9 protein-coding genes are annotated in these 12,793 nt (G+C 74.4%); 5 read left to right on the top strand and 4 right to left on the bottom strand.

Translation table 11 applies throughout. From position 1 onward, the window contains the following. Nucleotides 1-67: 67 nt before the first annotated feature. A complete protein-coding gene (manD, locus tag ACIBQ1_RS27020) occupies nucleotides 68-1,297 on the top strand; it encodes a D-mannonate dehydratase ManD (RefSeq protein ID WP_397281736.1) in 1,230 nt (409 codons plus the stop codon). Beyond that, nucleotides 1,287-1,814 (top strand): gluconokinase, encoded by a 528-nt coding sequence (locus ACIBQ1_RS27015; protein WP_397281734.1) that lies wholly within the window; start codon nucleotides 1,287-1,289, stop codon nucleotides 1,812-1,814. The genes manD and ACIBQ1_RS27015 overlap by 11 nt, the downstream gene beginning before the upstream one ends. A 21-nt stretch (nucleotides 1,815-1,835) precedes the next feature. Here the strand turns inward: ACIBQ1_RS27015 and ACIBQ1_RS27010 are convergent, their stop codons facing one another. Then, nucleotides 1,836-3,122, bottom strand: a complete 1,287-nt coding sequence (locus ACIBQ1_RS27010; protein ID WP_397281732.1) for a condensation domain-containing protein — start codon at nucleotides 3,120-3,122, stop codon at nucleotides 1,836-1,838. Between the two features lie 7 nt (nucleotides 3,123-3,129). Continuing rightward, complete coding sequence (locus tag ACIBQ1_RS27005) at nucleotides 3,130-4,548, bottom strand: condensation domain-containing protein (protein ID WP_397281730.1); 1,419 nt, start codon at nucleotides 4,546-4,548, stop codon at nucleotides 3,130-3,132. Between the two features lie 297 nt (nucleotides 4,549-4,845). On the opposite strand from ACIBQ1_RS27005, the gene ACIBQ1_RS27000 reads away from it, so the two are divergent. Genes ACIBQ1_RS27000 through ACIBQ1_RS26990 form a run of 3 tightly spaced genes read left to right on the top strand, consistent with a single transcriptional unit; the run spans nucleotide 4,846 to nucleotide 7,900 of the window. After that, nucleotides 4,846-5,772, top strand: a complete 927-nt coding sequence (locus tag ACIBQ1_RS27000) for a thiamine pyrophosphate-dependent dehydrogenase E1 component subunit alpha (RefSeq protein ID WP_397281729.1) — start codon at nucleotides 4,846-4,848, stop codon at nucleotides 5,770-5,772. 5 nt (nucleotides 5,773-5,777) lie between these two features. After that, entirely contained in the window at nucleotides 5,778-6,779 is a 1,002-nt protein-coding gene (locus ACIBQ1_RS26995) for an alpha-ketoacid dehydrogenase subunit beta (RefSeq protein WP_397281728.1), read from the top strand. Further along, a complete protein-coding gene (locus ACIBQ1_RS26990) occupies nucleotides 6,776-7,900 on the top strand; it encodes a 2-oxo acid dehydrogenase subunit E2 (RefSeq protein ID WP_397281726.1) in 1,125 nt (374 codons plus the stop codon). Before ACIBQ1_RS26995 ends, ACIBQ1_RS26990 begins: the two co-directional genes overlap by 4 nt. Here the strand turns inward: ACIBQ1_RS26990 and ACIBQ1_RS26985 are convergent. Both ACIBQ1_RS26985 and ACIBQ1_RS26980 read right to left on the bottom strand, forming a co-directional pair. Next, nucleotides 7,890-10,922 (bottom strand): amino acid adenylation domain-containing protein, encoded by a 3,033-nt coding sequence (locus tag ACIBQ1_RS26985; RefSeq protein WP_397281724.1) that lies wholly within the window; start codon nucleotides 10,920-10,922, stop codon nucleotides 7,890-7,892. The two genes, ACIBQ1_RS26990 and ACIBQ1_RS26985, sit on opposite strands and share 11 nt — an antisense overlap. Next, on the bottom strand, nucleotides 10,919-12,781 hold the full coding sequence (locus ACIBQ1_RS26980) for an amino acid adenylation domain-containing protein (protein ID WP_397281723.1): 1,863 nt from the start codon (nucleotides 12,779-12,781) through the stop codon (nucleotides 10,919-10,921). Before ACIBQ1_RS26980 ends, ACIBQ1_RS26985 begins: the two co-directional genes overlap by 4 nt. Nucleotides 12,782-12,793: the final 12 nt, after the last annotated feature.

The raw sequence follows: 12,793 nt of genomic DNA, 5'->3' as shown, positions 1-12,793 counted from the left end.
CCATGGTCCTCGGAGTGGCCCTCGAACCGGCCCTCGAACGCACCGCCGACGCCAGAAAGGCACCCGCGTGGAGATCATCGCAGCGGACGTCATCGTCACCAGCCCTGACCGCAACTTCGTCACCCTCAAGATCACGACGAACGAGGGGATCACCGGGCTGGGGGACGCCACCCTCAACGGGCGCGAGCTGGCGGTCGCGTCGTACCTGTCCGACCACGTCGTCCCCCTGCTGATCGGGCGGGACCCGCATCGCATCGAGGACACCTGGCAGTTCCTCTACCGCTCGGCGTACTGGCGGCGAGGGCCCGTCACCATGGCCGCCATCGCGGCCGTGGACGTGGCGTTGTGGGACATCAAGGCCAAAGCCGCCGGGATGCCGCTCTACCAGCTGCTCGGCGGAGCCTCCAGGAACGGGATCATGGCGTACGGGCACGCCTCCGGCCGGGACCTGCCGGAGCTGTTCGACTCGATCCGCGAGCACCTGGAGATGGGCTACCGGTCGCTGCGGGTGCAGACCTCCGTGCCGGGCATCAACGCCGTGTACGGCGTGGCCGCCCAGCCCAGCGCCGGCGGCACGCGCTACGACTACGAGCCGGCCCAGCGCACCGCGCTGCCCGCCGAGGAGGACTGGGACACCCGCGCCTACCTGCGCCACCTGCCCGGCGTCTTCGAGGCGGTGCGCAACGAGTTCGGCCCCGAGCTGCCGCTGCTGCACGACGGGCACCACCGGATGACCCCCATCCAGGCCGCCAAGCTCGGCAAGGTCCTGGAGCCGTACGACCTGTTCTGGCTGGAGGACTGCACCCCGGCGGAGAACCAGGAGGCGCTGCGCCTGGTCCGGCAGCACACGACCACCCCGCTGGCCATCGGGGAGGTCTTCAACACCGTGTGGGACTACCAGACCCTGATCCGCGAGCAGCTCATCGACTACGTCCGCTCCGCCGTCACCCACACCGGCGGGATCACGGCCATGCGGAAGCTGCTCGACCACGCCGCCCAGTACCAGATCAAGTCCGGCATCCACGGCCCGACCGACATCTCCCCGGTCGGCATGGCCGCCGCGCTGCACCTGGACCTGGCGATCCACAACTTCGGCATCCAGGAGTACATGCGGCACGGCCCGGCGACCGACGAGGTGTTCCGGCAGTCGTTCAGCTTCGCCGACGGCTACCTGCACCCCGGTGAGCTGCCGGGGCTCGGGGTGGAGCTCGACGAGGAGGCCGCGGCGCGGTTCCCGTACCGCCCGGCGTACCTGCCGTTCAACCGGCTCAAGGACGGCACCGTCCATGACTGGTGAGCACCGGCCCACCCGGCACCTCGTGGTGATGGGCGTGTCGGGCGTGGGCAAGACGACCGTGGCCCGCAGGATCAGCGAGCTGACCGGGCTGCGGTTCGCCGAGGCGGACGAGTTCCACCCCGAGGCGAACGTGGCGCGGATGCGCGCCGGCATCCCGCTCGACGACGCGGACCGCTGGCCGTGGCTGCGTGACCTGGCGGCCTGGATGGCCGCCCGGCACGCCGAGGGCGTCTCCACGGTGCTGGCCTGCTCGGCGCTCAAGCGCTCCTACCGGGACGTCCTCCGGCAGGGCCCGCCGGACGTGGAGTTCGTCCATCTGCACGGGCCGGCGAGGCTGATCCGGGACCGGTTGACCCGCCGCACCGGCCACTACATGCCGGCCGCGCTGCTCGACTCGCAGCGCGCGGCCCTGGAGCACCTCGGCCCGGAGGAGTCCGGGATGGTGCTGGAGGCGACGCTGTCGCCGGACGAGCTGGCGGCGGCGGTGGGGGCCCGGCTCGGCCTGCCGCCGGCGTGAGCCGTTCACCCGCCTCTGACCTCAGCGGCCCACGGCGGCCGGCACGAAGGACTCCAGCCGGTGCAGAAGGGCGGCCATCTCGGCCTCGGGCAGGCGGGTGGTGTCGGCGCTCAGGGCCACGCCGAGCGTGCCCTTCCAGCGCATCAGGTCAACGCAGAAGGCGCAGCTGCGCCGGTCCACACCCGGCAGCCACTCCAGCTCGGACTCCCCGTCCGCGCCGCCCGGGTCCTCGCCCGGGCGCAGGTCGTTGAAGCAGCACGACGGGAACATGGGCACGCCCCGGTCGGCGCTCATCCGGTCGACCATCGCGTGCAGGGCCAGCGAGTCGTAACGGGCGCGCCGGTAGGACGCGAGAACCGCCGGGTACGCGCTCGCCAGGGTCTCGGTGAGGGTGCCGCCCGGGCCCAGGGTGAACAGTCCCAGCTGGTCCAGGCTGGTGACCAGGTCCCGGGTCCGGCCGTCGAAGCGGTTGTGCACGATCGGGGTGATCGCGCACACCTCGTGCCCGGTCAGCTCGCGCAGCAGCATGGCGACCGCCACCAGCAGGACCGTGGCGGTGCTGACGCGCGTACGGCGGGCGAGTGCCCGGGCGGCCCGGTCGAGCCGGGGCGAGGACAGCACGGCCCGCGCGAACCTCGGCGTCGTGCCGCTCCCGACCACGGCGGGGAACACGGCGGACGGCACGGTCCGCAGCAGCGCCTCCCACTGCGCGATCGACCGGTCAGAACGGGCCGAGCCCGCCGTTTCCTCCCGTACGAGGTCGAGCAGCTGCGCCGACGGCGGTCGCGCGACCGCCCCGCGGAGCAGCAGCATCCGCAGGTCGCGCACCACCACGTCCGCCGCGCGCCAGTCCGCGACGACATGGCTGATCACGAGCGCCACGTGGGTGGCGACGCCGTCGCGGACCACGAATCCGGCGCGCAGCGGCTGCTCGCCGTCGCCGAAGGACCGTCCGGCCAGGCGGGCGAGGAGCTCCGCCGCGGCATCGTCCGCCTCGCCGCGGGCGGCCTCGGCCAGCTCGATCGACAGGGTCCCGGCCGCCGCCACCTCCTGGTAGGGCCCGGCCGCGCCGAGCCGTACCAGGGATCGGAGCGCGTCGTGCCGGGCCACCACCTCGACCAGGGCGGCGGCCACGGCCCCGGGGTGGCGCGGGCCGCCCGCGCGCGGGACGGCGAGCAGCCGGGGCACGTTGAAGTAGTGCGCGCTGTCCGGCCCCACCTCGTGGATCGCCCCCCAGACGTCCCGCTGACCCCACGCGAGCCCCGCCGTGCCGGAACGGTCGGAGGCGAAGTCCACCGAAAGCCGCATGGCCCTCCTAGCTCGGTAAATTCCGGGCCGCTGCTCCCAGCTCGGACAGCCGCAGGCTCGGGTCCTCGCCCGCGCGCGACACCACGCGGGCGAACGCCTCCGCCAGGCGGTGCGCGGTGGCGGCGTCGAACAGGTCGGTCGAGTACTCCAGCCGGCCGCCGATCCCCTCGGGCCCCCGGTAGACGTCGAGGGACACCTCCACCCGGGCCCGGCCCAGGTCCGGCTGCGGATACACCTCCACGGCCAGGTCCCCCAGCTCGGTACGGAGCATGTCGCCGGTGGGCAGGTTGTGGGTGAGGTTGAACATCGCCTGGCACAGCGGCGGGCGGCTCAGGTCGCGGGGCACCCGGAGCGCGCCGAGGATGCGGTCGAGGGAGGTTCCGGCGTGGGCGAGGGCCTTCAGGGTGCTGACCCGGGTCCGCCGCAGCAGTTCGGCGAAGGGCGGATCCCCCGACAGGTCGGCCCGCGCGACGAGCGTGGTGGAGAAGTAGCCGATCAGCGGGGCCAGCTCGGGCCGGTCCCGGCCGGCCACGGGCACGCCCACGCAGAAGTCGTCCTGCCCGGCGGCCGTACCCAGCGTGACCTGCCACGCGGCGAGCAGGGCCATGAACGGGGTGGCCCGGTGGGCGCGCGCGAGGAGTTCCAGGCGGGTGGCGTCCGCGTCCGGCACGGTCACGCCGGCCTTCGCGCCGCGGCCGGTCCAGCGGGCCGGGCGGGGGCGGTCGAGCGGCAGGTCGAGCGGCGGCGCCCCGGCGAGGCGCCCGGCCCAGAAGTCCAGGTGGTCCCGGCCCTCCTCGGCCCGCCGCCGCTCCGCCACGGCGAAGTCGCGGTACTGCGCGGGCAGCTCGTCCAGCAGCGGCGCACGGCCTTCCCGATGGGCGTTGTAGCATTCGCCGAGCTCGCGCATGAGCACGTCGAGCGACCAGTGGTCGACCACGATGTGATGCAGCACGATGCACAGGACGGCGTCGTCGGCGGCCAGGCGCAGCAGGCCCGCCCGCCACGCGGGGGCCGCCGCGAGGTCGAACGGCCGCCCCGCGTAGCCGACGATCGCCTGCCCGGTGCCGGAGGCGGCGGGGTCCAGCCGGTCCAGCCGCACCTCGCGGGGCTCGTCCACGACCTGCGCGGGCAGGTCGCCGTCCAGCACGAAGCGGGTGCGCAGCACCTCGTGCCTGGCGGCGATCTCGGTGAACGCCGCGGCGAGCGCGGTCTCGTCGACGGGGCCGCGCAGGCGTACCGGCCAGGTGATGTGGTAGGCGCAGTCGCCGGGGTCGAAGCGTTGCAGGAACCACAGCCGCTCCTGCCCGGTGGACAGCGGCCAGGTGCGCTCCTCCCGGTCGCCGAGCAGCGACTTACGCAGCGCCGCGCGGCGTTCGGGAGGTAGCGTGGCCAGGCGCCGCAGCAGTCTCTCGCGCTCGGCGGTCATCCGTGGTTCGTCTCGGGGCTCACGAGCCCTCCTCGTTGATCGGGCAGCCAACGTGGGAACGCTCCCAAAAAGGCTAGGTTCCACCTCCGGGCAGGTCAAGATCTTCCGCCGCGACTCGACGTGAAGCGACCGCGACGGAAGGCGATCCGCGCACGTAAACGCGGCTGTTCTGCGCGCTTCATGCTCGGCGCTTGACAGTCTGGAAAGCTCTTCGTCGACCATTGTCGGGCCCCGTGGTGATCGATAGACTGCGTGGGAGCGCTCCCAAAACGCTGCCCTCCTCAAGGAGTGCCGATCGTGCCAGAAGGACTGCTGGAAGAGATCACGGAGGACCTGTCCGAGGACGACCTCGGGCTGCTCCTGCTGATCCGGCACTTCGAACGCAAGCTGCTCGACCTGTTCGGCCAAGGGCTCGTACAGGGGACCACCCACACCTGCCTGGGGCAGGAGTACGTGCCGGTCGCGCTGGCCCCGCTGCTGGGCGAGCGGGACTTCGTCTTCAGCAATCATCGCGGGCACGGCCACTACCTGGCGCGCTTCCGCGACCCGTACGGGCTGCTCGCGGAGATCACCGGACGCGAGGGCGCGGTCTGCGCAGGCGTGGGCGGCAGCCAGCACATCCTGTCCGGCCGCTACCTGTCCACCGGGATCCAGGGCGAGAGCCTGCCGGTCGCCGCGGGCGCGGCCCTGCGACTGCGGGACGCCGAGCCGGGCACGCTGGCGCTGGCGTACATCGGCGACGGGACGTGGGGCGAGGGCGCCGTGTACGAGGCGCTCAACATGGCCGCGCTCTGGCGGCTGCCGCTGGTCGTGGTGACCGAGAACAACGGGATCGCGCAGACCACGCCGACGTCGGCGCAGATGGCGGGCACGATCGGGGATCGGGCGCGGGCGTTCGGGTGCCGGTTCCTGCACGTCGGCTCGCGGCACCTCCACGAGATCCGGGACGCGCTGCGGCCGCTGTTCGAGCGGACCAGGCAGGGTGCGGGGCCGCTGGTGGTGGAGTTCGCCACGCACCGGCTCGGGCCGCACAGCAAGGGCGATGACACCCGCTCGCCCGAGGAGCTCCGGCACGCCCGCGAGCACGACTGGTACCCGCGCGAGGGCGCCCCCGTCTCCCCCCGCTTCGCCCGCATGGACGCGGAGGCGCGTGCGTTCGTCGAGGTGGTGGCCGGTGAGGTGCTCGCGCGGCCGTTGTCGGCGCGGGCGGCGCGGGAGGGCTGAGGGCGGTGCGGGTCGCGGAGAGCCTCAACCGGGCGTTGCACGAGGTGCTCGCCGACGACTCCTCCGTGCGGGTGCTCGGCGAGGACGTGCTCGATCCGTACGGCGGGGCGTTCAAGATCACGAAGGGCCTGTCCAGCCGATTCCCCGGCCAGGTGCTGGCCACCCCGATCAGCGAGAACGGCATCGTCGGCGTGGCGGGCGGCCTGGCGCTCGCGGGCGGCAAGGCCATCGTCGAGATCATGTTCTCCGACTTCGTGGCCCTGGCCTTCGACCAGATCGTGAACTTCGCCGCCAAGTCGGTCTCCATGTACGGCAGGCCGCTGCGGCTGCCGCTCGTCGTACGGTGCCCGTCCGGGGGCGGTCGCGGCTACGGCCCCACGCACAGCCAGAGCCTGCAGAAGCACTTCATCGGCGTGCCCGGTCTCGCGGTGTACGAGGTGTCCCCCTTCGACGACCATCGCGCGCTGTTCGGCGAGATGCTCGCCCGCGGCGAGCCGTGCCTGCTGTTCGAGGACAAGATCCTCTACACCCGGCAGGTCTTCGGCGGCGGGGTCGTGGACGATCTGTTCCGGTACGACGTGCTGCCGGGGTCCGGCGGGGTGACCCGGGTGTACCTGGACGATCCGGAGCAGGCCGACTGCGTGATCATCGCGCCGGGCGGGGTGGCGCACCGGGCCCTGGCCGCGATGCGCACGCTGCTGCTGGAGCGGGAGCTCACCTGTCTGCTGCTCGTGCCGCGGCGCCTGTACCCCTTCGACGCGACCCCGCTTTCGCCACTGCTGGAGCGGGCCGGCGCCGTGGTCGTCGCCGAGGAGAGCACCGCCGGCGGCACCTGGGGGGCCGAGGTGGCGCACCAGGTGCACTCCCGGCTCTGGGGGCGCCTGCGGCGTCCCGTGTCCCTCGTCCACTCGGCGGCCGGCGTGATCCCGGCGGCCGCCCATCTCGAGCGTGACGTGCTGGTGCAGGACACCGCGATCGTCCGCGCCGTACGGGAGCTGCTGCCTTGACCGAGCTGCGCGTGCCCAAGCTCAACAACAACGACACCGAGTACCTGCTGGTCGAGTGGCTGGCCGAGGACGGCGCCGGGGTGCTGAAGGGCGATCCGGTGGTGGTGCTGGAGACCTCCAAGGCGGCCGAGGAGCTGGCGGCCGAGAGCGACGGCGTCCTGCGGCGGACGGCGGAGACCGGCGCGACCTGCAGGCCCGGGGAGGTGATCGCCTACGTTTCGGACGGCTCCGCGCCCGCGCCGGCGGTCGCCGATCCCGGTGCGGCGGCCGGCGCCGGGGGACCGTTCGTCACCGCGCCCGCCCAGGCCCTGATCGACGAGCACGGCGTGGACCCGGCGCGGATCCGCGCGCTGGGGAAGAAGGTGATCAAGCGCGCCGACGTGGCGGCGCTGCTGGACGACGGCTCCACGTCCCAGATGCAGGCCCAGAAGCGGGCCCAGATGCAGGTGCAGCCGCTGCCGGCCGTTCAGCGGGCCGTGGCCGCCGCCGTGACCCGTTCCCACCGCACGATCCCGGCCGCCTTCACCGCCGTGAAGCTGGACGCCGGCCCCGCGACAGCCCGCGCCCGCGCTCTCAGCAAGGAGGCCAGGGCTCTGATCGGGCTGCCCGAGCTGCTGGTCTCGGCGGTCGCGTCGCTGCACGGGCAGTTCCCGATGTGCTTCGCCGAGGTGGTGGTGGCGGACGGGCCCGCCGGCGAGCCGGCCGTACGCCCCTCGCCGGCCCCGAACGTCGGCGTCACCGTGGACGTCGGCACCGGCCTGTACGTCCCGGTGCTGCGCGACGCCGGCCGCCTGTCCCTCAAGGAGATCGCGGAGCGGCTGGCGGCGTACCGGACGAAGGCGTCGCGCGCGGCCTTCCGCGAGGACGACCTGGCGGGCGGGAACATCGTCGTCACCCTGCACACCGACACGGCGGTGCTCCTCGCCGTGCCGATCGTGTTCCCGGGGCAGACGTGCGCGCTGTCGCTGTGCGCGCCGCAGCACGAGCTCGCCCTCGACGCGGCCGGAAATGTCGTGAAACGCACCACGGTCACCCTCGGGCTGGCGTTCGATCACCGCCTCGTCAACGGGCGCGAGGCGGCGATGTTCCTGAACGCGGTACGGAAGGCCATCACCCCCTGAGCAGAGCGCGCCGCGCCTCCTCCTCGCTCATCGCGTCGATCTCCTCGACCAGCAGGTCCTCGACGGCCTCGGCGAGCTCGGCCACGGTGGCGCAGCCGAACACGACCCGGATCGGCACCTCCACCTCCAGCATCGCCCGTAGCCGCGCCGCGACCCGGGTGGTCATCAACGAATGCCCGCCCAGCTCCAGCAGGTCGTCCAGCACGCCGACCCGTTCGAGGCCGAGCACCTCGGCCCAGATCTCGGCGACCAGCGCCTCGCTGTCGGTGCGCGGCGCGGTGTGGTCCGTCCCGGTGACCCGGTCCGGCTCGGGCAGCGCGGCCCGGTCGACCTTGCCCCGGGAGGTGAGCGGCAGCTCCGCCGTCCGGGACCACCGGGTCGGCACGAAGCCCCTGGGCAGCCTGCCCGCGGCGTGCGCGCGCAGCTCGGCGGGAGCGGCGGGGCCGGTGTAGTACGCCACCAGGTCCTCGCCGCGCGCGGCCACGGCCACCTGCCCGGCGCCGGGGTGCTCGCGCAGGGCGGCCTCCACGTCGCCGGGCTCGATGCGCACGCCGCGCACCTTGACCTGGTCGTCCAGGCGGCCCAGGAACTCCAGCAGCCCGTCCGAGCGCCACCGCGCCCGGTCGCCGGTGCGCAGGCGCCGGGCGCCGGGGTCGCCGTACGGGTCGGGCTCGAAGACGGCGGCGGTGCGGCCGGGCAGCCCGGCGTATCCGCGCGCGACCCCGGCGCCGCCGATCGCCAGCTCGCCCGCCGCGCCCGGCGGCACCGGCTCCCCCCGGGAGTCCAGCACCCGCACCGAGGTGGCCGACAGCGGCCGGCCGATCGGCGGGCGCCCGCCCGGGTCGGTCCCGTCCAGCTCGGCCCAGGTGGCGATGACCGTGGCCTCGGTCGGCCCGTACGTGTTGACCAGCCGGACCCCGGGCCCCTCGCGGTGCCATCGCGCGACGGCCGCCCCGTCGGCCTGCTCACCGCCGAGGATCACCAGCCGCAGCGCGGGCGGCCACGCCACCTCGCCCGGCGACTCGACGAGCCGGTGCCAGTACGCGGTCGGCAGGTCCAGCACGGTGATCCGCCGTCCGTCCGGCCCGGCCAGCAGGCCGGGCAGGCTCGCGGGGCCGTCCGGCAGCGGCACCACCGCCGCCCCGGACGCGAGCGCCGGGAAGATCTCCTCGACGTGGGTGTCGAAGCTCAGCGACGCGAACTGCACGACCTGGTCCCCGGGCCCCAGGCCGTACTCCCGCCGCATCCAGGCGACCCTGGCCGCCACCGAACCGTGCTCGACGAGCACCGCCTTGGGCAGCCCGGCGGACCCCGAGGTGGTCAGCACATACGCGATTCCCTTCATCGGCCCCTTGGCCGCGCTCCTCTCGGCCACGGCGCGCACCCGGTCCTCGCCGACCAGCCAGGCGGCACCCGCGGCGGCCATGGAGCCGGCGTGCCGGGCGGGCGGGTCGGCGGGGTCCAGGGGCTGGTACGCGGCGCCCGCCCGCCACACGCCCAGCAGCGTGGCGATCACCTCGGCGGACGGGGCCAGCCGCACGGCCACCACGTCGCCCTCCCGGACGCCGCTCTCCCGCAGGGTCCCGGCGACCGTGCCGGCCTGCTCCCAGAGGGCCGCGTACGAGACCGCCCGATCGCCGCACCGCACGGCGACGGCGTCCGGCGTCCGGCGCGCCACGTCCGCCACCAGCTCCAGCACGCCGTCCGCGACCGGCCCTGCGGGCCCGGCGGCCAGCTCGGCCATCGCCTTCTCGTCCCGCGCGGTCCACGCGGGAAGCCGCGAGATCGGCGTGTCCGGCCTGGCCACGGCCCCGGCCAGCAGCGTCAGGTAGCGCTCGGCGATCGTGGCCACCTCGCCGGCCTCGAACACCGCGCCGTCGTACCCGAAGCAGATCGCCAGCTCGTCCCCCGCCGGCCAGACCTCCACGAGCAGATCCACCACGATCTGCTCGTGGCGTCCCGCGAAGTCCGACACCCGGACTCCCCCGTACACCCGGTCCTGCCCGGCCGCGTAGTCCTGCATGATGAACACGGTCGGCAGCAGCGTCTCGACGCCGCGCGCCAGCCGCTCCAGCAGCGGCGCGGGCCGGCCCATCGCCTCCAGCGCCGCCCCTTTGACGCGCCCGAGCAGCTCGGCGAACGTCGGATCGCCCGCCAGGTCGCCGCGCAGCGGCAGGGTCTGGGTGAGGTAGCCGACCATCCGCTCCAGCTCGACCCGGTCCCGCCCGGCGACCACGGTGCCGACGACCAGGTCGCGCTGCCCGCTGTGGCGGGACAGCAGCGCCTGGTACGCCGCCATGAGCACCATGAACGGGGTCGCCCGATGGGCCACGGCCAGCCGCTCGACCTCGGCCAGGCGCCGCGCGTCCAGCCGGGCCCAGTGATGGCCGCCCTCCCGGACGGCCGCGCGCGGACCGGGGCGGGCGAAGGGCAGCTCGGTGACCGGCGGCGCGGCCAGCCTCCCGGTCCAGTACGGCATGGCCTTGTCCGCCCTGCGCCGCTGCCAGCGCGCGTAGTCGCTGGAGCGGATGGGCAGGCCGGGCAGGGTCGCGGGGCGGCGCTCCACGGCGGCGGCGTAGTGCTCGCCCAGGTCGTCGAGCATGATCTCCAGGGAGTGCCCGTCGGCCAGGATGTGGTGCAGCGTCAGGCACAGCACGTGATCGTCCGGGGCGATCTCGATGACGGCGACCCGCAGCGGCACACCCGCGGCCAGATCGAAGGCGGCGTTGGTGCGCTCGGCGACCAGCGCGCCCACCTGCTCCTCGGCCGCCGCCGGCCACTCGATCGCCGGCGCCCAGCCGACCGGCCCGGCCACCGCCCAGGGCGTGCCGTCCTCCTCCACGAAGGCGGTCCGCAGGCTCTCGTGCCTGGCCACGAGCGCCCCGACGGCGCCGGTGAAAGCGTCGCGGTCGAGCGGGCCGCGCAGCCGCCGTACCAGGTACATCGTGTACGAGGCGTCGCCGGGCTCCAGCCGCTGGAGCATCCAGAGCCGTTCCTGCGCGGGCGACAGCGGCGCCCTCATGACCCGGCCGCCAGATCGTCGAACAGCCCCTGGAGCTCCTCGGCGCTGAGGCCGTCGAGCTGGTCGCGCAGCGCGGCCACGTCGGCCAGGCTGAGCTCGGCGTCGTCCAGGTCGTCGAGCCGGGCGGCGAACCCGGCGATCGTCGGGCGCTCGAACAGCACGACGATCGCCACCTCCAGGCCGTACCTGGCCTGGACCCTGGCGATGATCTGGGTCGCGGCCAGGGAGTGGCCGCCGAGCTCGAAGAAGTCGTCGTCGGCGCCGATGGGCTCGGTGGCGCCGAGCACGTCCGCCCAGATCTCGGCCAGGTCGGACTCGACCGGGGTGGCCGGGGCGCGGAAGGCGGCGGTGCCGGGGCGCGTCCACGACGGGGTGGGCAGGGCGGCGCGGTCGAGCTTGCCGTTGGGGGTGAGCGGCAGGGAGGTCAGGGTCGTGTGCCGAACCGGGATCATGTAGTCGGGGAGCGACGCGCGCAGCCGTTCGCGCAGCGCGGCCCAGTCCACGGCCTGCGCCCGCGGGACCAGGTAGGCCACCAGCCGCCCGTCGCGGACGGCGACCGCGGCCTGCCTGACCTCGGCGGACGCGCGCAGGATGGCCTCGATCTCGCCCAGTTCGATGCGGAATCCGTGGATCTTGACCTGCTGGTCGGCGCGGCCGAGATACTCCAGCCGGCCGGCGGGCGTGATCCTGGCCAGGTCACCCGTGGCGTACATGCGGGCGCCGGGGGTGCCGGCGTACGGGTCGGGCAGGAAGCGCGCGGCCGTCTGAGCGGGCAGCCCGTGGTATCCCCGGGCGACCCCCGCGCCGCCGATGTGCAGCTCGCCGACCTCCCCGTCGGCGACCGGCCTCCCGTTCCCGTCCAGCAGGTGGAGCGAGGTCCGCCCGATGGGCGATCCGAGGTCCACGGCCTCGGGTCCCGGCCGCACCCTGCCCGCCGTGGACCACACGGTGGTCTCCGTGGGGCCGTACACGTTCCACAGTTCGGCGCCGCCGGCCAGCAGCGCGTCCGCGAGATCGCGGGGCAGCGCCTCGCCGCCGCACAGCCGGGTCCTGATCGTCGCGGGGACTCCGCCGGACTCCAGCAGGATCCGCCAGCCCGCCGGCGTGGCCTGCATGATCGTGACGCCCTCGGCGGCGGCCCGCTCGCGCAGCGCCCACCCGTCGGAGACCTCGGCGGTGGCCGCGATCACCACCCGGCCTCCCGTGAACAGGGGCAGCAGCAGCTCCAGGACCGAGATGTCGAACGACAGCGTGGTGACGGCCAGCCACCGGTCCTGCGGCCCGATCGGCAGCAGCTCGGCGAACGACTCCAGCAGGTTCGCCACGGCCCGGTGCGGCACCGCCACCCCTTTCGGGCGGCCGGTGGACCCCGAGGTGAACATCAGGTACGCCAGCCGATCTCCATCGGCCGGAACCTCCGCGGACCGGGCGGGAGCGCCGTTCAGCGGCCGGCCCCCGGGTGAGAGCGTGACGACGGTGGGAACGCCCTCCAGCAGCGCGGGATCGACGCCCGCCTGCGTCAGCACCACTCCGATGCCCGCGTCCTGGCGCATCATCCGCAGCCGTTCGGCCGGGAAAGCCGGATCAAGCGGCACATAGGCCCCGCCCGCCGCCCACACGGCGAGCATCGCCACGAGCATCCCGGTGGTCCGCTCCACGCACAGCCCCACGGGCGCCTCGGGGCCGACGCCGTGCCCGCGCAGCACGGCGGCGAGGTCTTCGACGCGCCGGTGCAGCTCCCGGTAGGTCACCTGACCGTCGGAGCCGGTCACGGCCACCGCGTCGGGCGCCTTGTCCAGCCACCGCCATATCGTGCCCGCTGCGCCGTTCGCGGGGGGCGGCGTCGTGTCGTCACTCAACGTCGGTATCGC

The organism is Nonomuraea sp. NPDC050153 (genome assembly GCF_044460125.1).
Lineage (GTDB): Bacteria > Actinomycetota > Actinomycetes > Streptosporangiales > Streptosporangiaceae > Nonomuraea.
Note: the sequence above shows the minus strand (reverse complement) of the source record. Positions and strands in the feature narration are given on the sequence as shown.